Origin of the sequence: Rhizobium sp. CCGE531 (assembly GCF_003627795.1) — a bacterium.
Classification (GTDB): domain Bacteria; phylum Pseudomonadota; class Alphaproteobacteria; order Rhizobiales; family Rhizobiaceae; genus Rhizobium.
The window spans coordinates 610,374-630,961 of record NZ_CP032685.1; the positions used below are offsets into that span (position 1 = coordinate 610,374).

Here is a 20,588-nt window from a genome sequence, read left to right on the forward strand (position 1 = left end):
GCGGCTTAGTCCTTGGTCACGGTCTCAAGCCGCGTCATCTGGTTGGGATGCCCGACATAGCCCTTGACCTTGCCCGACAACACGATCGGTTCGAACCGTTCGAAAAGAGGCAGAAGTGCCGGCTTCAGATCGACGAACATTTTCTGCATCTGCGCATAAAGTTCGCCGCGCTTCTGGGCGTCGACTTCCACGGACGTCTTTGCATAAAGTGCGTTCAATTCCGGAATGTCCCAGGCCGAGCGCCAGGCAAAATTGCCGGCGTTGTTGGCTTCCAGCCGGTTGTCGGGATTGTTGGAGAAATCGTCCATGGAGCCGAGAACGTTCGGCATCAGGGCGCTGGTCTGCGGAATGAGGAGATCGAAGTTGCGTGCGCGGTGCGCTGCGATAATTTCGGAGCCGTTACCCTGCTGGATATCGACCTTGATGCCGATCTGGCCGAGCGACGCCTGGATGGCGGTGGCAAGATCGATGCGCGGCGTCTGCGCAATCGTCTTCAGCGTCAGCGAAAATCCGTCCTTGAAGCCTGCCTCTGCCAGAAGCTGCTTTGCCTTGTCGATATCGAGATGCCAATCGGGATTCGGTATCGCATTGGCGAAATTCTCCGGAACGGGAACGTTGCGCGCCCGTCCGTACGGACCCATGATGGTCTTTTCAATGCCCTTGTAGTCGATGCCGTAGGCGATCGCTTCGCGCACCTTCGGGTTGGCGAGATATTGGTTGCCCGCATTCATCGCCAGCACGTAGAAGCCGCCTGTCGGCACGCGCTGGATGACGAAATCGCTCTTGCCTTCGAAAGTCTCGAGATCCGACTTGGTCAATGCGTTGCCGATGTCGATATCGCCACGCTGCAGCATCAATCGCTCGACCTGGCTTTCCGGCACGTGGCGAATGATCACGCGGCGCATCTTGGGCTGGCCGCCGACATAGTTCTTGTTGGCATCCAGGAGAACGATCTCGTTCGGGGTCCATTTGTTGAGCGTGAATGGCCCGGAGCCGGCCGAATGCGTTCTCAGCCAAGCATTGCCATAATCGTTGTCAGATATGTGCTTTTGCACCTCGACGCTGTCGACGACGCTCGAAACGCCGACCGCCAGGCGATAGAGCAGGCCTTCCGCCGTCGTCTGGTCAGTCAAATCGATCTTTAGCGTTTTGGCGTCGATCGCATGCATATGCGCGGCAATGTTATCGCCGTTATAACCAAGCCGCTTGAAGTAGGAGGCACCCGACTGATTGAGCTTCAGCAGTCGTGTGAGCGAGAAGATGACGTCATCGGCCGTGACCGGGTTGCCGGAAGCGAATTTGGCATCCCGCAATTTCAGTGTCAGCGACTTTCCGTCGTCCGTCCAGCTCTCGGCGAGCTGCGGGACGATTTTGCCGTCCGCCGTCGTGGCAACAAGCCGGTCGTAAAGATTGGCCAGGATTTCGAGCGCCTTCGGCTCGGTCGCCTGCTGCGGGTCGAGCGACAGCACCTGCGCGAGCGATGTGCCGATCACCAGCTGATCCTTCGGAGTGGCCGCGTAGAGCTGTGGAGCGGCGAGTGTCAATGCGCCTATCGCAATGCCGACGAATGCGGATCTCGAAAAGTGCTTCATTATGACTCCTCCTTAGATTACTATAAATACGTATTATGTCGTCAGTATGTCGTATTATGATTATCGAAGATCGGTAGGGTTGGCAAGCCCGCGCGGATCAATTGGCGGCAACCAGATTGGGGATCTAGGAATGACGACGATGAGCAGAGGTCGGCAAAGACTGGCGCAGCAGGTGATCGATCAACTGCGGGCGCAGATCGAAACGGGCAAGCTGCAGGTGGGGGATCAACTGCCGACGGAGCCGCAGCTGGAGGCGACATTTGGTGTCAGCCGCACCGTCGTGCGTGAAGCGATTGCCGATCTGCGCGCTGCCGGGCTCGTCAAGCCAATCCAGGGCAAGGGGGTCTTCGTTGCGGAACTGACGGCGCGCGGCGGACTGACGCTGACACCGGTTGAGATCAAAAGTATCCCGGAAACCCTTGAATTGTTGGAGTTTCGCATGGCGGCAGAGGGGGAGGCGGCGGCGATTGCCGCTTATCGAAGAACTGCCGGGCAGGAGGCGGCAATTGCCGCGGCCAATCGAAGGATGGCGATGCTGATCGATCAGGGGCTGCCGACGGTCGAGGCGGATTATGAATTCCATATGGCCATAGCCGCAGCCACAAACAATCGATTCTATGTCGACGTACTCAGGCATTTCGGTGCCCGCACAATCCCGCGCGGCCAGTTCCCAACGCTGCCGGAAGCCAATGATCGTGCTTACCTGGAGAAGGTTTATGCCGAACACGTCGAGATCCTCTCGGCCATTGCAGATCAGGATCCCGAGCGCGCTCGCCAGGCGATGCGAGCGCATATGATGGCTAGTCAGCGGCGCTATCGCGTCCTCGCCGACCAGCAACAGCAATAGGGCTCGACTCCTCTCAAAATTCATATTATGTCATATGACATCATGGAATCGAACGGGAGACATTGCGGGTGTATCTAGGAACGCAGGTCGACGCGCGGGAAGACGATGACTATCGGGTCTTTGCGCAATTGGGGGTGAAGCATATCAGCGCCGATCCGCCGGGGAAGCCGGAGAGCTGGACGCTGTCCGATCTCGAACGTCACCGCGATAGGGTGGAAAGCTTCGGATTGGTTCTGGACATGATCCAGCTTCCGTTGCCGTCGCAGCCGATCGAAAAGGCGTCCTATCCCGACATACTTCTCGCCGGGCCCGATCGCGATCGTCAGATAGATGCGGTCTGCAAGCTGATCGAGAATGTGGCGGCGGCCGGCATCCCCGCGGCAAAATACAATCTGAACCTCATCGGCATTCCCCGCACTCCGGAAGAACCGGGGCGAGGGGGCTCGATGAATGCGAGCTTCCGCTGGGACAAGGCAGACCATGAGGCAGCACCCGGCCTTGCTGGAGTTTTGTCGGAAGACGAAAACTGGGAGCGCGTCGACTATTTCCTTGAGCGAGTTGTCCCCGTGGCGGAAAGCAATCGCGTCCGTCTCGCTTGCCACCCGCATGATCCCTACACGCCGCCGGGCTATCGCGGCGTCACGCGCGTGCTCGGTTCCGTGGAGGGCTTGAAGAAATTCGTCCTCATGCGCGAAAGCCCGTATCACGGGCTGAACTTCTGCCAGGGATCGATCGGCGAGATGCTCGACAATCCGCGCGAAGAAATCGACGACATCATCCGCTGGTTCGGCACGCGCGATAAAATCTTCAACGTCCATTTCCGCAATATCAGGGGCGGCAAGCTGTCCTTCATGGAGACCTTCCCGGACGAGGGCGACATGGACATGGTCCGCTCCGCCCGAATCTATAAGGAAGTCGGGTATCGCTATATGCTGATGCCGGATCATGTCCCGACGATCAGTGGCCGTGATCCGACCGGCGTCGCCTTCGCCTTTTGCTATGGCTACATCGCGGCGCTCCTTCAAGCGCTCGATCAGGCCTGAACCTTGTTGCCCCTATTGAATTAAAACAGGATTCCACCATGAACCCGATTGAGCTGAAAAAGGCTGTTGGCAGCGGTCTGCTGTCGTTCCCGGTTACGCATTTTGATCAGAATCTGACGTTCGACGAGGCGAAGTATCGCAGCCATATCGAATGGCTGGCGGGCTTCGACGCCGCCGCGCTTTTCGCCGCCGGTGGGACAGGCGAGTTCTTTTCCCTCAACCCCTCCGAAATCCCGCAGGTCGTGAGCGCCGCCAAGGCTTCGGCCGGCAAGACGCCGATCATCTCTGGCGCGGGTTACGGAACGTCGCTTGCAATCGAAATCGCCAAAGCCGCGGAAAAGGCCGGCGCCGACGGTCTGCTGCTTCTGCCGCCCTATCTCATGTTTTCAGAACAGGCGGGCCTGATTGCCCATGTAAAGGCGGTCTGCCAGTCCGTCGGTATCGGCGTCATCGTCTACAATCGCGACAATGCCGTGCTCAGCGCTGAGAGCTTGGCGCGGCTTGCCGACGAATGCCCCAATCTCATTGGCTACAAGGATGGGGTCGGCGACGTCGACAAGGTGATCGAGATCACCACGACCCTCAAGGATCGTCTGGTCTATGTCGGCGGTATGCCGACACATGAGGTCTACGCCCAGGCCTATTTCGCGGCAGGTGTCACAACCTATTCTTCCGCGGTCTTCAATTTCGTTCCGGCTCTGGCGCAGCGATTCTATGCCGCGCTGCGCGCCGGAGACCAGCCAACGGTCGACAATATTCTCCGGAGCTTCTTCTTCCCGCTGGTAACCCTGCGCAATCGCAAGAAGGGTTATGCAGTCTCTATCATCAAGGCGGGCCTGCGTATCGTCGGCAAGGACCCAGGCCCGGTCAGGCCGCCTTTGACGGATTTGACGCCGGAGGAAATGGCTGTGCTGGAAAAGATCATCGCCTCAGCGGGGTGACGATAGCCAGGACTTGAGCGATCGTTTGCGATAACGAAGATCCATATTGGAGGGGAGACGCGTGACACAGATATCCTTTGGACTTGCAGCATCGGTGCTGGCAATGGCGGCGATGCTTTCAGGTGCCGGTACCGCTTCTGCAAGGACATTCGTTTATGTTTCGGCAGCAACGGCCGGAGCGATCGACACTTACAGCATGGACGAGAAGACCGGCGCGCTCCTGCAGGTTTCGACCTTCAATGCGGGCAAAATGGTCATGCCGATGACTGTCAGCGCCGATAAGAAGCACCTCTATGCCGTTATCCGTTCGCAGCCATATCGCGTGCTGACGCTGGCGATCGATCCTGCGACCGGCAAACTCAGCCAGGAAGCCGTCGCGGCCTTGCCCGACAGCATGCCTTATGTTTCCACCGATCCGTCGGGTCGTTTGCTGTTCGCCGCGTCTTATGGCGGCAACAAGATCGCCGTGCTGCCGATCGGCAGGGATGGGCTTGTGACCGATGGCGCACGGCAGATGATCCTCACCGGCCGCAATGCGCACTCGATCGTAAGCGACCGGACCGGCGGCTATGTCTTCGCGACCAATCTCGGTTCCGATGCCGTGCTGCAATTCGTGCTCGATCCTGAGACTGGCATGCTGGAGGCGAACGATCCGGCGAAGGTCGCGACCAAGCCGGGCTTCGGCCCGCGCCACATCATTGTTTCGCCGGATAACAAATCCGTCTACATTCTGACGGAATTGACGGGCCACGTCATCCACTACGCCCTCGATGCCGCCAAAGGCACGTTGAGCGAAGTCGAAAGCGTGAAATCCGTTCCCGATGATGCCGGACTTTTTCCGGGCATTGCCCCGCCGGCTCCGGCAGCGTTCAATGCGACCGCACCGGTTGCAACTCCGGCCGATGACGGCAAGCCGAAGGTATGGGCTGCCGATATCGGCATCACGCCGAATGGCAAGTTCCTCTATACGACCGAGCGGACCACCAGCAGGATCGCGCTCTTTCAAGTGGCTGCAGGCGATGGAAAGCTTACCTACGTCACGAATTATCCAACCGAACAGCAGCCCCGCGGCATTCGCATCGATCCATCGGGCCGCTTCCTTGTCGCCTCCGGCGAGAAGTCCGACAGGCTGGCGGTCTATGCCATCGATCAGGCAAGCGGCGCGCTTACGCCGGCCGGTCGATATCCGGTCGATGCCGGTGCCAACTGGATCGAGATCGTGACATTACCATAGGGTGCAAGCCCTATGACGCCAAGGCCGGATCCATTATCCGGCCTTGGCTGCCATCCCTGCAAACAGGCTTTCCACCTCGGAAGAGGGAAGGGGCCGGGCGAACAGATAGCCCTGAAGCAGCTCGCATCCGGCGCTTTCGAGGAAGCGGGCCTGTTCTTCGGTCTCCACGCCTTCGGCCACGACTTCCAGTTCGAGCATTCGGCCGAGCGATACGATGGCGGAGGTAATTGCCATATCGCCGGGCTTGTCAGGAATATCGGCAATGAAGGATCTGTCGATCTTCAATCGGGAAAGCGGAAAGCGCCTAAGGGTGCTCAGGCTTGAATATCCGGTACCGAAATCGTCGATTGCGAGACTGACACCCAGCGCCTTCAGTTCATGCATGCGCTCTATCGCTCCCTCGACGTCGCGCATGATCAAGCTCTCCGTCAATTCGAGCTCGAGCCATTGCGGATCGAGACCCGCCGTCTGCAGCGCCGACGCAACCTGGCTTGTCAGCAAATTCTCCAGAAATTGCCGGGCCGATACGTTCACGCCGATGCGCAGCGCTGGCAGGCCGAGATCCCGCCATGCTCGGGCCTGCTGACAGGCTTTGCGCAAAACGATTTCACCGAGCGGGACGATCAGCCCCGTTTCCTCGGCCAGCGGAATAAAGGCTCCGGGAAGCAGCAAGCCCTCGGCCGGATGCTGCCACCGCACAAGGGCTTCGACGCCGGTCACCCTGCCGCTGCGGATCTCCTTTTGCGGCTGGTAGTGCAGCACGAATTCATCCCGCTCCACCGCGCGCCGCAGCTCTTCGATGCGGATCAGCTTGTTGCGAGCATCTTCCGCCATGGCCGGCGTGAACAGTCGAATGGAGTTGCGCCCCGCTTCCTTGGCGCGATAGAGCGCCATATCGGCGTTTGCGAACAGTGCCGAGGCTGTCTCGCCGTGCTCCATGGCGCATGCCACACCGATGCTGCAGCCGACGCGGATTTCGACGCCGCTGATGGTCAACGGCCTGGATATGTCCTTGAGAACGGCGGTGAGCCTCTCGTATATCGAGCCGGAGGGTTCCTCCAGGACGATGATGAACTCATCGCCGCCGATCCTCGCAACGATGCCGCCGCGACCAAGATGGGTCGATATGCGCTGCGCAACCACCACCAGCAATTCGTCTCCGGCGGCGTGGCCGAGGGTATCGTTCACCAGCTTGAAATTATCCAGGTCGACAAAGGCAACGGCCAGGGGCTTCTGCTTTCGTGAGGCTTTCTCCAGTAGGGCGCTGAGCTTACGGTCCAGCAGCATGCGGTTGGGCAGGCCGGTGAGGGCATCGTGTTCGGCCAGATAGGCAATATGGGCGATGTCTCGATGGCGATCGATGGCGATCCCAACCGTTTGCGCTATGCCTGCGAAGAACTCCATGAGCCCGGCCTCGTCACCGTCGGTCTTCACCGTCACCAAGGTTCCATGCCTGCCGCCATCCCGCGAGAAGATCGGAAATTCCAGTATGTCGCCGGCCAGGGATTGGGGTTGCTCGCCATTGAGAACAAAGTCGATCTGCCTACCGTCGAGCAACCGCTCAAGGAGGGATCGGGCATCCTTCAGAAGCACATCAAGATCGATGCCTCGCGCCACATCCTGGAGGAGTTTCGTCTGCGCGCTCATCAATTCTTCGGCGCGCTTGCGAGCGGAGATATCGCGGGAGGCGCCGACGACACCGATGACGTTGCCGTTTCTATCCCGCAGCGGCACGCGCGACATCATCAGCCAGCCTTCGCCCTTGAGGCGCCGCTCTTCCACGCCAAGATCGGCTTTGCCCGTTTCCATGACCCGTCGCTCGACTTCCTCGATCTTATGCGCGTCGGCCATCGGGTGAATTTCGGCATCCGTGAGGCCGATCAGTTCCGCGACATGAGTAAAGCCGTTGTTGAGAACGATTGCCTGGTTGGCGAAGAGGAAACGGCCGTCTCTGTCCTTGGCATAGATATAGTCCGGCACATAGTTGATCATCGCTTCGAGCCATTCGTGGCGTTCGGTGAGCGATAAATGCTGAGCCCGGAGCAATTCGAGCAGCTCGCGAACATGCCGGTCATCATCGTTCGGATCGGTATTTGCTGACTTCGACGATCTACCCGGCCGCTGTGTCATCAATGTTCTCTCGCGTGGTGAACGGACAATAGAAGCAAGCAGTTATGTATCCATGAAAATGCATGGAGCATTTTGGCCGTCCCAAACGGAGGCGTAAAGGCATATTGGGTGATCGGGGTAAAAACAGCGGTCTATCTGAGCTTTGCCCGGAAGAATCTGATCAGCTGAGCATTCATGCGGCGATGAAATGTCGCTCGATCGAAACCGTTCGGATCGGTGCATATGAGGGGGGCGGATTTGGCAAGCGTCGCGCTGCATGGTGGCAGAAAGTCATAATGCCCAGCACCTGTCACGACATGCAGCTCGGGAGGGCGCGGCAATGCGGCGCGCACCGCCTCGTCGTACCAGGGATTGGGCTGGTGGCGGTCATCGGCAGCGCGCCACAGCTGGATGGGAACCTTCACGTCGCGCAAGCCACCGGGTGAGAAGGTGAAGCCAAATGCTGGAGCGGCAACAGCGACCGCCTTGATGCGCCCGTCCTGCTGCCAAGCATCGGAGGGGACCGGCAAAGCGGCGACGGAAGCAACACCGGCCTGGCGGAGTGCGGAGCACAGATCATGAGCAGGATGATCGACGCAATAGGGATCAATCAGACTGAGATCGGGCTTTCCCCCTGCAGACACGAGCACAGTGAAGCCGCCATTCGAGAAACCGAAGGCACCGATCCGTCTTGAATCGACATGGGCATGATCTCTCCATTCGTCGAGAACGAACGTGATCAGCCGGCTCAACTGCTGCGGCCGACGCCAAAGCTTCAATACTTGTCGCTGATCGTCGAAAGTGTCGCCCGCGTGATCGACCGCGGCAACGACGAAGCCCGCATGCGCCAGCGCGAGAGCGGCGTCGTAATGGCCGGCAAGCGATCCCCCGCCGCCATGCGAAATGACGATCAGAGGCAAGCGGCGACCGGTGATCGCGCCGTCTGGCGCCACCAGCTGGGTGAAAGTCGCCAAACGTGCCTCTTGGGGTTTGGCGAGCGTCGGATACCAGATGCCTGCACGCAATGAAGGTTCGCTGCCATTCGGGACGGCCACCTCCTGAAAGGCGACGAACGCATAATCTTTGGCGTGAGCGGCGCCCGAAAGGCCGATGATCAGGAGAGCCGCGATCCGCCACCAAAGGCGGAAAATCGACAGGGCGAGAGCAGTCGAGTAATGCAAGAGGCCATTTTGAACCGGAGCTGTTTCCAGGGCTTTCATGCTATTACCCTTCTCGATTTATCAGCCAGGCGCCGGGCGCAAGGTCGCTTCGTGTTTCGGTATTCCTCGCCACATGATCTGCCGGCGTCAACGATCGGGTAGGCGAGCGCATTCGATACTTGGCGGAGCAATTGGAATGTCGTTTGGGTGCCGTACGGATGCCAATCATATTCAACTCAAGGCATGGTGACCGCCTTGCGGAGTAGGGGCGAAAACAGCTAAAGCCCGACCGGGAGAAATACAGGATTCGCAAGGAAAAGGACATGGACGTTCGCAAGGCTGCGGCGAATGGCAATCTCGTGCTTGCCGGCATGCTTTTGATGCTCGTCGGCGATTTCATGTTTTCGCTGAACGATGCCATGGGCAAATGGCTGGTAGCGAGTTTCTCCGTCGGGCAGATTCTGGTTATCCGCTCGCTGGGCTCGTTCATACTCCTGGCACCCATGATTGCGCGGCAGGGCGGTGATGCGCTCTTTCGCCTCGAGCGGCCGCCGCTGCAGTTTTTGCGGGTGGTTATGACGACACTCGATGTCGGTCTCTTCTACGCCGCCGTTGCCTATCTGCCGCTTGCCGATGTCATGACCTTCTACATGGCAGGCCCCATCTATGTCGCGGCGATCTCGCATTTCTTCCTTGACGAGAGGATCGGCTGGCGGCGCTGGCTGGCCGTTCTTGTCGGCTTCGCCGGCGTATTGATCGCGCTTAGACCTTCGGCGGCCATGTTTTCCTGGCCATCGCTTTTCGGCCTTGGCGGCAGCCTCGCATTCGCGATGACGCTTGTGCTCGGGCGGCGGCTGCGGCAGACGAGCGATGCAACGCTCGTTGCCTGGCAGACGGTTGGCGCCCTCGCGACCGGTTTGGCGCTCAGCATCGGCAATTGGCGCGCGGCATCAGCACTTGATCTCGGCGCCATGCTGGCGCTCGGCGTCGTCGCCGGCAGCGCGCACATGATGATCACGCGGTCACTGAAGCTTGCCCCCGCATCCCTGCTTGCCCCGCTGCAATATAGCCTGTTGATCTGGGCAATTGCGCTTGGTTTCCTATTCTTCGGCGATATTCCGGACGCCCAGATAATCGTTGGGTCCGTCATCATCGTGCTCGCCGGCCTTTTCATTTTCCACCGGAAGAACCTGACCGGCAATATTCCGAAGGATGCTATTCCACGGGATGGGCACTGAGGCGGCGGCTTCAGCCAGAGCCTGTAAATTTCAATTTATTCGCCAGTCAGCGGGATAACCGCCTTCTTAGACGGCAATAGGCAGCCCGATGGCGAGGGCATGCCGCCCTGTATCTTCTATACCTTTCATCGCGATCCTGAACTTGATGCGGCTATGTTGGTCGGATTACGTATCCTTCCGGGCTCGGCAAACGTCCTTGGTGGCATCGACGCCCTCATGCGCCGTCGTTGGGAGTATGGGCAAATATGACAGAGGATCTCTTTCGCGTCGGCAAGTTCGACGACCGTTATTCAGCCTTCATCGAGACGGTCGCGGGACATCGTGGCAAGCTGCATCGCTATTGCAGCCGCATGACCGGATCCGTGCTTGATGGCGAGGACATCATGCAGGATGTCCTCTTGGAGGCCTATCGCAAGCTCAATCATCTGCAGGACGGACAGAATGTCGGGCCGTGGCTGTTCCGCATCGCGCACAACCGCTGCATTGATTTCATACGCAAGCGCGCCGTGCGCAAGACCAAGGAAGCCGCCGCGGCCAGGCCCGACATCATGTCTCCCGCCGACTTCCACGGTCGCGGCATCAGCCGGGCCTTGGAGCGGTTGGTCATCAACCTGCCGCCGAAGGAGCGGGCTTGCGTGCTTCTCAAGGACGTTTTCGACTATAATCTCGAGGAAATCGCGGATCTCGTCGGCAGTACCGTCGGTGGGGTCAAGGCCGCTTTGCACCGCGGCCGGTCGAAGCTTGCTACGCTCCCAGACCAGCCGTCATCGGCAGGCGCCGAGGACAGGGAATTGCTTGACCTGCACGCTCTTTATATCGAACGCTTCAACCGCCAGGACTGGGAGGGTATACGCCAACTCATTAGCGATGACGCGCGGCTCTTGGTCACTAATCTTTATGCAGGCCCAGCGACGCCGAACTACTTCACACGCTTCGAGCTGTTGCCATATCCGCGCAGGCTTGTCACAGCACTCCTCGACGGCGAACGCGTATTGGTGTTGCTAGGCGGATTAGCGCCGCACATGGTCCCGACGGTCATCGTGCGCCTGGAATCGGACCGGCGCGGGATTCACGCGATACTCCACTATTCCCAATGTCCGTGGATATTCGCGGCTGCCGATTCCTTGACAATCGAGCCTGACGCCTCGGCCACGCTGCACTAAGTCGAGCACGGCTGAACGCGCCGACGAATCCGTCGAAATAGGCTGACGCCTACCCCCGCTTGGCTTCGGGCGACGTATCTTTTCGCAGATCCCATCCGTCTTGGAGATGTCGAAAGTCACGTCGTGATCTCGTTGCAACCATCGGCAAAATCACGAGCGATTTTTTGATATATCAGTAAATTCAAAATGGAGGTGAGATGATGGCAAGCAATGCAAGCAGCGCTAACAAGAATCACTACGAAACACTCGCTTTGGCTATGTCCAGAGGCGAGATAAGGAGTCCGGAGGACAATATCGAATGGGCAGATATACATTGGACATCACTCACGGCGGAGCCGCGCGGGGTCGACTATATTGAAGCCGACGCTGACGGCGTTCCGGCGTTGTGGATCGTGCCGAAGCGCGCCAGCGAGGATCGTGTAATCTTCTATGCGCATGGCGGTGGTTTCATCGGAGGGTCGATTTATACCCATCGCAAGATGGTCGGACACCTGGCAAAGGCGATCGGCTGCCGCGCCTTGATGTTCCAATACGCCTACGCGCATCAAAAGAAATATCCTCACCAGCTCGAAACCGCCGTTAGCGCCTATCGCTGGCTGTTGAAACAGGATGTCGATCCCAAGCACATGGCCTTTGCCGGGGACTCGGCCGGAGCAATTCTCACCTTCGGAGCGTTGCAGCGCGCGCGTTCCGAAGGAATACCACTTCCCGCAGCAGCTATGATTATATCAGGGTGGTTCGATCTCGCGCAGACTGGCGCAACTTACGAAATCAACCGCGCCAAGGACATCGCTTTTGCCAAGGAAGGGGTCGATTGGCTTGCTGCCAACGTTCTCGGTGAAGGCGCGGATCACAAGAATCCGCTGGCCAGCGCGCTTTATGCCGATCTGAGAGGTTTGCCGCCGGTCTATCTGCAGGCCGGAGCCGACGAGACATTGCTCGACGACAGCCGGATGTTCGCAGAGCGCGCGAAGGCAGCCGGGGTCGAAGTCCAGTTGGATATCTACCCGGAAATGCTCCATAGCTTCCAGATGATGGCCGGCCGCGCGCCGGAAGCCGATGCGGCTATCGAGCAGCTGGCGAAATGGGGCAGATCGAAGCTCGGCCTAGCTTAGCCTGACAAAGCGGAGATTGGATCCGCTTTAAGGAGTTATGCAGGAGAGATAGAATCTCCCTTCCTTTCGGCCGACAATTCTATCCAGCGAACCTGCCGCCGCCATCGTCATGCGACCGTCGACGCTCCTTGCTGAGGGGCATTCCGCTTCAGCGGGGAGTTTCGAGGAGAGGGGTCGGGGGGCTCGCACCAGGCCCAAGCGGCTCGATGCCCGTATGGGCCGATGGCGGACGAACGTCTCGGCGGCTTCGCGTCGACAGGGTACTTTGCAAAAACGTCGATGCAAGCCGCACTCTTGGCGATCAGGCCAAACTCTATATGGTGGCGCAGCCGCGCATGCAGAGCGGTCGATCTCCCGTCGTGTCGTGTTTGCTGACACGATTGCACCGTTCGGTCGTGCTGAAAACGACTGCTCTGCTCGCCAGCTTCATCTGTCTCTCACATGCCGGGAATTAGGGCACGGCATTACGTGCCTAAGCCAACGCGACCCGCTTTGCGATCCGTGCTACGCGCTCGCCATAAGCGCGGGCAGTCTCCAGATCGCCGGCCGACATTTCGCCCGGGGCAGCATCGGCATCGGACTGCGCCATGGGCGCGATGTACGATCCCATCCTGTTTGCATCGTCTCGCGTCGACGCCTTCACGTTCGCCGGCTTGATCCCCAGGCTGACCCATAGACCCCCATGCTGTCCTGCCAGAAGCACAAAGTATTCGAGCGTATTGAGCTTGTCGCCGTTCAGACTGGCGCTGTTGGTGAAGCCCCCGAAAATCTTGTCCTGCCATTTGTTGGTGAACCAAGCCTTCGAGGACGTATCCGCGAACTTCTTAAACTGCCAGCTCGGGCCACCCATGTAGGTTGGCGATCCGAAGATGATGGCGTCGGCGGCGTCCAACGCGACCCATCCGTCATCGGAAAGGTTGCCGTCGGCGTCGATGGCGCAAAGTACTCCGCCCGCCCCGTCCGCGACGGCTTCCGCCATCCGCTGGGTGTGGCCGTAGCCGGAATGATAGACGACAACTGTGCCTGTCGTGCGATTTGACATGGTAGTTCTGGCCTCCTTCGGACCGTTGCCTTGCGCCGCCTGGAGCCAAGTTCGCTCCGCCTGACGTCTTCTTGATGGGTGATGATGGGGAGTTCGGATGACGCCAGATGCTCAGGCGTGGCTGCCGAGACCTGCCGCTATCAGCAGTAGCAGGAACAGCATGGGCGGCGGGAGCTCCCGGTAGTTCCGGATGCGGACAATGGACGCAATTGCGGTGAGCATGATTAAGATACCCAACCCGACCCCGATGTAACGGGTACCGGCCGTGATCAACAACAACGCGGTCACAACCTCGAGTGCGGACGTCACCCAGCACCACCAGAATGGGAACCCAAGTCGCACGAAACTCGCGCGGATTTGCGGGTGACCACTCGCGTTGAGGACGGCGCCGATGAGAAACGCTGCGGCGGTCAGCCAGACGAGGACGTATTCGAGCAGCGTCGCGCCCGTGAATAGTCGAATGGGAAGATTCATTGATTTCCTCTTCGATGATGAGCCATGCCTCTTAGTCCAGGCATAGCGACATGAAATAATCTAGCATTGCTAGATTGTCAATCGTCATTCCTTTTCGATAGCTTTGGCAGTACAAAATTCGCGCGAATGGAGATGAGGACACCAGGTGGGCATCAGCGAACGCAAGGCCAGGGAACGTGAGGAGCGCGAACGCAGGATCGTCGTCGCTGCGAGGACGATCGCGGAACGCGACGGCTGGGCTTCCGTTACAATCCGGCGTCTCGCCGACGAGATAGAATACAGTCAGCCCGTTCTCTATTCGCATTTCGAAAATCGCGATGCGATCGTCGGCGCAGTCGCACTTGAGGGCTTTAGCGAATTGGCAGCGATGCTCCGCGCCGCGATCCGGCCATCGTCTACGCCAAAGGAGCTAGTGGAAGGCGTCGCGACCGCCTATCTCGACTTCGCTTTCGCGCGTCCCGCAATGTACGAGGCGATGTTCATCCTGCCGACCGGCCTTCGCTTCGCCAGATCCGACACACCGGCACCGCTCCGCGAGGGTTTCAGAGCCATGGCGGCGGTGGTTGCGCCGTTCTCTCAGGATCTGGATACCGCTACTGAAACGTTCTGGGCGGCACTTCACGGATTGGCGGAGCTTGAGCGTCACGGCAGAATAAGACCCGCTTTCCGGTCTCACCGTATCACGCTCATCATGCAGATGGTATCGGGTCAACGCTGAGACCAAGGCTTGCGATTTACCTGATTCCGCATAGATGGCTGGGACAATGTGGATAGACAAGGGCTCAAGCCTTCTCGTTTGACCGCTTACGCCACATCACCTCGGTGACATCTTCGGCGATTGCGGCAAATCGTCTGTCGGGGAACAATGCTGCAGGCATTTGGGAAGGTTCGCCAAGCAGGCGAGGGGCCGCAAGAGCCGGCCCACTAGGATTCGTGTTCATCCCCCGTTACGATAAACCGCGCGTCAACAAATCCGTGGCATCTTTAGAAGCCAACGAGCGGAATGGGGAACATGAGCCTGCTGTCGTCCCTGATGAGAAGAATGCGGAGCCGCCCCGAGATATCAGGCGTCGATCGCCTCGATCCGTCATACGATGTGCATCATCTCAAAAAGGTTTTTGACCACTGTTCCAAAGCAGCCAGGATCGGAGTGTGGGAGTGCAGCCTTCCGGACGAACGGCTCTCCTGGACGGATATGGTCTATGAGCTGTTCGATCTTCAACCGGGAACGCCCCTGGTTCGAGATGACATCGTCGCGCTGTATTCTCCTGACGCAGCCAAGGAGCTTACACGACTTCGAAATGCAGCCATCGAACAGCGTGGCAGCTTCTCACTCGATGCCGAGATCATTACTCGCAAAGGCAACCGACGTTGGATCAGGGTTACCGCGACGGTCGAATGTGAAGGCGACATTCCGGTTCGCATCTTTGGCCTGAAACAGGATGTTACGGCGGAAGTCATGATGCTGCGCGAGATCCGCCGCAGGGCGGACTTTGATCATCTGACGGGACTGCCCAACAGGTTCAGTTTTCACGAACGTCTTGACGCGCTCTGCGGATCGGGATCGGCCATCAACACAGCTCTTCTGTTGATAGATCTCGATGGATTTAAGCGAGTCAATGACACCTTCGGACATGGGATGGGGGACATGTGCCTGATAGAGGCGGCGCGGCGTCTGACAGGTGCTGCGGAGCACGCCGATCTGGTGTCAAGAATCGGGGGCGACGAGTTCGCCGTGATCTATACCGGAGCTTCGGTAGGACATGTCGAACATGCTGCCAGCCGTATTGCGCAGGAAATGCAGTGGGACGCTCGTGACGGAATCGTCCTTGGTGCGTCCGTTGGCATCGCTTGGGCAGTGCCGGGAACAACCTCGGCCTCGCTTTACGAAGAGGCCGACAAGGCTATGTATCAGGCCAAGACGCAGGGACGGGCTCGTCTTGACGCTCATTGCACAACCACAGACGAGCCACACCCCTACCGATCCGCTGGATGACTTGAACTGGGGTTCAGAGGTTTGGCCGGTGTTCAATCGCCGAGACATTAATTTCCAGAGTGAGGCTATTGAAATCATTGGCATGTGGCATAGGGAACATGGCTTTTCGCGGAGCTCCGCCATCGCTTTCATGCTGAACTCAATGGCTTCCAAGCCCAACGGCTAGCGATAGAAAACGCATTCAAAAAACTTTGTTTACTTGGATATGTCGATCGAGCAGGCGGCTCATCCAGAGCGAGCGAATATGGCTCCTGTCGAAGGCTTCGATTTCGACAAACCAGTTGCGCCGAAACTCGGCCGGTATTCGCCTTCTGCAAGGGAGGCACGCGAATCTGGTGGTTCATTAGGGAGTGCTGATGGCTTAAATTCGCGCCCTTCACACCAAAGGACCAAGATGTCTGAACATTCCCGCCTACTAGAATCGACACGGCATTGCGTATCTGATCGAAAGCCGAAGGGGACCGCCACGTACATAGCCGTTGCAATCGTCGCCGTTCTCACGTCATCGATTTCAGCCCGCCATGAAGCTCCCGCGCCATCGCAGAAACCCGTCGCGAAGTTGCTTCAAGACGTCAACTGATTTGCCGGAGATCCGTCGCACGCCAGAATCGCCAGAGGTTGTGAATCTTATATTGGACAATTATAGATTGTAAACAGATAATGTACATTATGGAACTAAACTGAAGCGGTTTCGTGAGTGCGGCCTTTTGGTCGGTATCAGCGTCGATTTCGTTTTTGACGATAACGTTGAACTTGCGTATCTCAGTTCCCTTATCTGTGCCAACTCTGATCCCAGCATCCACTTCCAGAACACCCCCGCGCTCTGGAAGTGGCCGACTGGCGGCCGCAACATCCAAACCTCTCCCGCCTCATCGAAAATTGCGCAAGCTACTGCAACGTACGCTTCTGATCCAAATCCGGCGCGAGGACGTTCATCGGTTCAAGGCGTCCGCTGCCATCCAATCCGGTCGCCACAACGGATAGACGGAACCTACCGTCGAGATTGCGATCGAAGATCGCGCCGACGACGATTTCCGCGTCGCCTTGTACTTCGTCACGAATGCGGCTCGCTGCCTCGTCCACCTCGAAGAGTGTCATATCCGAACCGCCGGATATCGAGACTAAAACACCCTTGGCACCTCTCATTGAAACGTCATTCAACAACGGATTCGCGATTGCCGCCTCGGCTGCTCTCATCGCCCGGTTTTCCCCGGCGGCTTCGCCCGTGCCCATCATGGCTCGGCCCATACCACGCATGACCGATTTCACGTCGGCGAAATCAAGGTTGATCAGGCCTTCCTTGACGATGAGATCGGTGATGCATCCGACGCCGGAATAAAGCACGCGATCAGCGGTCATGAAGGCATCCGCGAAAGTGGTCTTTGCATCGGCAATGCGAAACAAATTCTGATTGGGAATTACAATAACCGTATCGGCGGCCTGCCGAAGTGCATCGATGCCGAGATCCGCTGTCTTCATGCGGCGATTGCCCTCGAAGGAAAATGGCTTTGTAACGACGCCGACGGTTAGGATGCCAGCCGAACGGGCAGCTTGAGCGATGACTGGTGCAGCACCTGTCCCTGTTCCGCCGCCCATTCCAGCGGTGACGAAGCACATGTGCGAACCGTGCAGATGATCCATAATCTCATCGATCGATTCCTCGGCGGCCGCGCGGCCGATCTCCGGCAGCGAACCCGCACCGAGACCCTCTGTTACATATGCCCCGAGCTGGATGCGGCGCGATGCCTTCGATGTCGCGAGAACCTGGGCGTCCGTGTTTGCCGCGATGAAGTCAACGCCCGCCAAATTTTCGGCGATCATGTTATTGATCGCGTTTCCGCCGCCACCACCGACGCCAATTACAGTAATATGCGGCCTTAGGCCTGCGATGCCGCTCTTGGCGTCCGTCATGTTTCACTTCCCTCATCTTGGTCGTACGTCTATCGCTTCGAACAGCGAGTCGCGTTTCATCGTAGAAACGCAACAAGGCGTTGACAGGGCAATGGCGTTTGCGCAAGCCTAGAGACGCCAAATCGGTCTTGTTAACAAAGTCGTTGCCGATCGCGACGGCGGATATACGAGCGACCTCAGCCAACCGAGATGACAACAGAGCGAAAGCTGGAGTGGCTCTTCGTTATGCAAATGCATGCTAGAGCCGGTTTGATCCAGGAAATCGTTCCTGGCGGACGCTGAAATCCCGGCGGTTCCGTGCCTTCCAATCCTCCGCTTACTCCGTTTTTACGCGAGCGTTTGCCCCAAGTCGCTGCAAAGTTTCAACGATCGGTTTCGCGACCAGCGTCTTCTGCGCTCACCAGGAGCTTGTCGATCCGGCGACCATCGAGGTCCACCACCTCGAAACACCATCCGCCCTTTGCGAAACTCTCGCCCACCTCCGGAAGATGGCGCAATTCCTGCAGCACGAAGCCTGCGACGGTCTGATAGTCGCGATCGTATTCGATCTTAAGGTTCATGAAATCGGCGAATTCATCGATGGGCATCCAGCCGGACACGAGATAGCTGCCGTCGTGACGGCGGACGATGGCCTGTTCGCCGCCGGCACCGGCTTCTTCCTGCACGGCACCGAGAATGGCTTCGAGAATATCGCCCGACGTGATCACACCTTCGAAATGGCCATATTCGTCGTAGACCAACACCATGTGTGACAAGGACCGGCGCAGCGCCTTGACGACATCAAGCGCGCTCGAGAGATCCGAAACGATCGGCACTTGCGTGGCCAGCGCCAGAATATCGACAGCGCCGCCGGAGGCTAGCTCATCGAAGAAATCACGGGTCGTCAACACGCCGACGATCTCGTCGGAGCTATCCTTGCGCAACGGCAGTCGCGCCTTTTCGGTGCGGCGAAGCTGTTCTCGGATCTCGTCGAAACTGTCTTCTATATCGATAACTTCCACATCGCGGCGCGGTGTCATCAGCGCCCTGGCGTTTCGGTCGGCCAATCGCATGACACTTGAGATCATCGCCTGCTCTTCCGTCGCGATGACGCCGGCGCTCTGCGCTTCCGCCAGAACCGTCTTGATTTCTTCATCGCTGACGCCGTCCGCGGCCTTGCCGGATTGGCCGAGCGCGCTCAGGACCAGCCTCCCCGAAATGTCGAGGAGCCAGACGAGCGGGGCTGCGGCGCGAGAAAGGAACACCATGGCCGGCGCAACTTTGCTGGCAACGGCCTCGGGCGCCCGAAGCGCCACCTGCTTGGGCACCAATTCGCCAATGATCAGTGACAGGTAAGTGATGGCGACGACGACGGAGCCGACGCCGATAGTATCGGCAACCGCGGTCGATAGGTCCTGCGCGGCGAGCCAGCCCGACAGCCGGGCGCCAAGGGTGGCGCCCGAAAAGGCACCGGATAGAACGCCAACGAGCGTAATGCCGATTTGCACGGTGGACAGGAAACGGCCCGGCTCTTCGGAAAGCCTTATCGCCATTGCGGCGCCGCGGCTGCCCTGGTCCGAAAGGACCTTAAGTCGAGCGGGCCGCGACGATACGATCGCCAGTTCCGACATGGCAAGCACGCCGTTGAGAAGGGTGAGAACGACAACAATCGAAATTTCGAGAAGCAAAATCGGCCCTTTTTGGTTTCAGCGGAAAGATAGGTGGCAGGGGCGGCAAAAGCCAGCATTCCATGGACATGATTTCTCTGGCGCCACCAGTAAAAGCAGTTCGCTGAGCCTAGCGCATGGCCGGCAGGATGTCCGCGGCAAGCTCTTCCATGACCTCGCCGGGTGGCCTGCCCTGTGCGATGAGATTGAAGGCGACGTGATGAATGCCTGCGTCGCGCATTGCCGACAGCGTATCGATCAGCCCTCGTCTGCCGGTTCTGCCGCCGAGACTGACCTCCTCATATGGCGCGTCGGACTTGTCGAGCAGGTCCAAAACCATCGATTGGCCGAAGCCGCGAAAATCGGTGGCAACCTTTGTCCGGGCGTTATGCCAAAGTCCCAGCCGGTCTTTCTGAACCGATAGCGGCCGGTAATAGGTCATCCACGCCGTCGCATGCCTGGCGATCCACTCGAGGGATTGCGACGATGACCCCACAGCCACCATCGGAACGGACGCTTGCTGCAGGTGGGGCCGTATGGTGAACTCTTCCCGCACGCGACCATCTTCACCGATGACCTTCTGATCCGGGCGGAGAGCGGCGGCGAGGCGCTGCCAATGCGATTGGAAGAGCGCTTTGCGGTTCTCGACATCTTCTCCGAACACCTCATATTCGCTCGGCCTGTCGCCGGAGCCGAGGCCGAGGACGAACCGCCCTTTCGAGAGGGATGCCACCGAAAGGGCCGCCTTGGCGATATGAAGCGGATGCCGCAGAGGCAGCACGATCGCGCCCGTTGCCAGGGCGATCCTGGATGTGGAGGCTACCAAAGCCCCGAGAAAGACCCACGGGTCTGCATGGCCGATCGGGTCTGGGTAGCTTTCGCTGTTGAGGGGAACATCCCTCACCCACAAGGCATCGAAACCCAATCCATCCGCTTGAGCGGCAATACCGAGCTGATCGTCGAACTGCACGTCGGCAAGGGTTCTCTCCTGCGCCGGCAGGACAATGCCGAATGAAAGCCGATCTGGATGGAAAAGCACGTTACGCCCTGAATCCTATTGCCTCTGGCAGGGAGATA

The 20,588-nt window shown here is 58.7% G+C and carries 17 protein-coding genes; 9 read left to right on the forward strand and 8 right to left on the reverse strand.

Going from position 1 to position 20,588, the window contains the following annotated elements; all coding sequences use genetic code 11:
- Positions 1 to 5 precede the first annotated feature (5 nt).
- Positions 6 to 1,592, reverse strand: a complete 1,587-nt coding sequence (locus tag CCGE531_RS22310; RefSeq protein ID WP_120667870.1) for an ABC transporter substrate-binding protein — start codon at positions 1,590 to 1,592, stop codon at positions 6 to 8.
- A gap of 130 nt (positions 1,593 to 1,722) precedes the next feature.
- Between CCGE531_RS22310 and CCGE531_RS22315 the strand changes: the two genes are divergently transcribed.
- The 4 genes from CCGE531_RS22315 (at position 1,723) to CCGE531_RS22330 (ending at position 5,657) form a co-directional block, all read left to right on the forward strand.
- Entirely contained in the window at positions 1,723 to 2,439 is a 717-nt protein-coding gene (locus tag CCGE531_RS22315) for a FadR/GntR family transcriptional regulator (RefSeq protein WP_120667872.1), read from the forward strand.
- Positions 2,440 to 2,507: 68 nt separating this feature from the next.
- A complete protein-coding gene (locus CCGE531_RS22320; protein ID WP_120667874.1) occupies positions 2,508 to 3,482 on the forward strand; it encodes a mannonate dehydratase in 975 nt (324 codons plus the stop codon).
- Positions 3,483 to 3,520: 38 nt separating this feature from the next.
- Entirely contained in the window at positions 3,521 to 4,423 is a 903-nt protein-coding gene (gene kdgD, locus CCGE531_RS22325) for a 5-dehydro-4-deoxyglucarate dehydratase (RefSeq protein WP_120667876.1), read from the forward strand.
- A gap of 61 nt (positions 4,424 to 4,484) precedes the next feature.
- Entirely contained in the window at positions 4,485 to 5,657 is a 1,173-nt protein-coding gene (locus CCGE531_RS22330) for a lactonase family protein (protein WP_120667878.1), read from the forward strand.
- Between the two features lie 33 nt (positions 5,658 to 5,690).
- On the opposite strand, the gene CCGE531_RS22335 is transcribed toward CCGE531_RS22330, so the two are convergent.
- Entirely contained in the window at positions 5,691 to 7,787 is a 2,097-nt protein-coding gene (locus CCGE531_RS22335; RefSeq protein ID WP_120667880.1) for a GGDEF and EAL domain-containing protein, read from the reverse strand.
- A gap of 131 nt (positions 7,788 to 7,918) precedes the next feature.
- Entirely contained in the window at positions 7,919 to 8,986 is a 1,068-nt protein-coding gene (locus tag CCGE531_RS22340; RefSeq protein WP_120667881.1) for a prolyl oligopeptidase family serine peptidase, read from the reverse strand.
- Positions 8,987 to 9,249: 263 nt separating this feature from the next.
- Here CCGE531_RS22340 and CCGE531_RS22345 point away from each other — a divergent pair, with 263 nt between their 5' ends.
- The 3 genes from CCGE531_RS22345 to CCGE531_RS22355 all read left to right on the forward strand — a co-directional run bounded on the left by CCGE531_RS22345 (position 9,250) and on the right by CCGE531_RS22355 (position 12,442).
- On the forward strand, positions 9,250 to 10,164 hold the full coding sequence (locus tag CCGE531_RS22345) for a DMT family transporter (RefSeq protein ID WP_120667883.1): 915 nt from the start codon (positions 9,250 to 9,252) through the stop codon (positions 10,162 to 10,164).
- A gap of 245 nt (positions 10,165 to 10,409) precedes the next feature.
- Entirely contained in the window at positions 10,410 to 11,327 is a 918-nt protein-coding gene (locus CCGE531_RS22350; RefSeq protein WP_120667885.1) for an RNA polymerase sigma factor, read from the forward strand.
- Between the two features lie 197 nt (positions 11,328 to 11,524).
- On the forward strand, positions 11,525 to 12,442 hold the full coding sequence (locus tag CCGE531_RS22355) for an alpha/beta hydrolase (RefSeq protein WP_245459366.1): 918 nt from the start codon (positions 11,525 to 11,527) through the stop codon (positions 12,440 to 12,442).
- A gap of 472 nt (positions 12,443 to 12,914) precedes the next feature.
- On the opposite strand, the gene CCGE531_RS22360 is transcribed toward CCGE531_RS22355, so the two are convergent.
- Positions 12,915 to 13,484: a flavodoxin family protein gene (locus CCGE531_RS22360; protein WP_120667886.1), complete on the reverse strand. Its 570-nt coding sequence runs from the start codon at positions 13,482 to 13,484 to the stop codon at positions 12,915 to 12,917.
- A 111-nt stretch (positions 13,485 to 13,595) separates the two neighbouring features.
- Positions 13,596 to 13,958, reverse strand: coding sequence for a DoxX family protein (locus CCGE531_RS22365; RefSeq protein WP_120667888.1), 363 nt, complete (start codon positions 13,956 to 13,958; stop codon positions 13,596 to 13,598).
- A gap of 145 nt (positions 13,959 to 14,103) precedes the next feature.
- Between CCGE531_RS22365 and CCGE531_RS22370 the strand changes: the two genes are divergently transcribed.
- A complete protein-coding gene (locus tag CCGE531_RS22370; protein ID WP_120667890.1) occupies positions 14,104 to 14,676 on the forward strand; it encodes a TetR/AcrR family transcriptional regulator in 573 nt (190 codons plus the stop codon).
- A 294-nt stretch (positions 14,677 to 14,970) separates the two neighbouring features.
- Positions 14,971 to 15,954 (forward strand): GGDEF domain-containing protein, encoded by a 984-nt coding sequence (locus CCGE531_RS22375; RefSeq protein WP_245459367.1) that lies wholly within the window; start codon positions 14,971 to 14,973, stop codon positions 15,952 to 15,954.
- Positions 15,955 to 16,842: 888 nt separating this feature from the next.
- On the opposite strand, the gene ftsZ is transcribed toward CCGE531_RS22375, so the two are convergent.
- The 3 genes from ftsZ to CCGE531_RS22395 form a co-directional block, all read right to left on the reverse strand.
- Positions 16,843 to 17,865: a cell division protein FtsZ gene (gene ftsZ / locus CCGE531_RS22385; RefSeq protein ID WP_120667894.1), complete on the reverse strand. Its 1,023-nt coding sequence runs from the start codon at positions 17,863 to 17,865 to the stop codon at positions 16,843 to 16,845.
- Between the two features lie 362 nt (positions 17,866 to 18,227).
- Positions 18,228 to 19,532, reverse strand: a complete 1,305-nt coding sequence (locus CCGE531_RS22390; RefSeq protein WP_120667896.1) for a hemolysin family protein — start codon at positions 19,530 to 19,532, stop codon at positions 18,228 to 18,230.
- A 109-nt stretch (positions 19,533 to 19,641) separates the two neighbouring features.
- Positions 19,642 to 20,550, reverse strand: a complete 909-nt coding sequence (locus CCGE531_RS22395; protein ID WP_120667898.1) for a TIGR03571 family LLM class oxidoreductase — start codon at positions 20,548 to 20,550, stop codon at positions 19,642 to 19,644.
- Between the last annotated feature and the right edge of the window lie 38 nt (positions 20,551 to 20,588).

Coding starts and splice junctions, on each gene's coding strand:
- CCGE531_RS22375 (WP_245459367.1), top strand. CDS start 14,971: ATGAGCCTGCTGTCGTCCCTGATGAGAAGAATGCGGAGCCGCCCCGAG.
- CCGE531_RS22350 (WP_120667885.1), top strand. CDS start 10,410: ATGACAGAGGATCTCTTTCGCGTCGGCAAGTTCGACGACCGTTATTCA.
- kdgD (WP_120667876.1), top strand. CDS start 3,521: ATGAACCCGATTGAGCTGAAAAAGGCTGTTGGCAGCGGTCTGCTGTCG.
- CCGE531_RS22345 (WP_120667883.1), top strand. CDS start 9,250: ATGGACGTTCGCAAGGCTGCGGCGAATGGCAATCTCGTGCTTGCCGGC.
- CCGE531_RS22315 (WP_120667872.1), top strand. CDS start 1,723: ATGACGACGATGAGCAGAGGTCGGCAAAGACTGGCGCAGCAGGTGATC.
- CCGE531_RS22340 (WP_120667881.1), bottom strand. CDS start 8,986: ATGAAAGCCCTGGAAACAGCTCCGGTTCAAAATGGCCTCTTGCATTAC.
- CCGE531_RS22365 (WP_120667888.1), bottom strand. CDS start 13,958: ATGAATCTTCCCATTCGACTATTCACGGGCGCGACGCTGCTCGAATAC.
- ftsZ (WP_120667894.1), bottom strand. CDS start 17,865: ATGACGGACGCCAAGAGCGGCATCGCAGGCCTAAGGCCGCATATTACT.
- CCGE531_RS22355 (WP_245459366.1), top strand. CDS start 11,525: ATGATGGCAAGCAATGCAAGCAGCGCTAACAAGAATCACTACGAAACA.
- CCGE531_RS22310 (WP_120667870.1), bottom strand. CDS start 1,592: ATGAAGCACTTTTCGAGATCCGCATTCGTCGGCATTGCGATAGGCGCA.
- CCGE531_RS22335 (WP_120667880.1), bottom strand. CDS start 7,787: ATGACACAGCGGCCGGGTAGATCGTCGAAGTCAGCAAATACCGATCCG.
- CCGE531_RS22360 (WP_120667886.1), bottom strand. CDS start 13,484: ATGTCAAATCGCACGACAGGCACAGTTGTCGTCTATCATTCCGGCTAC.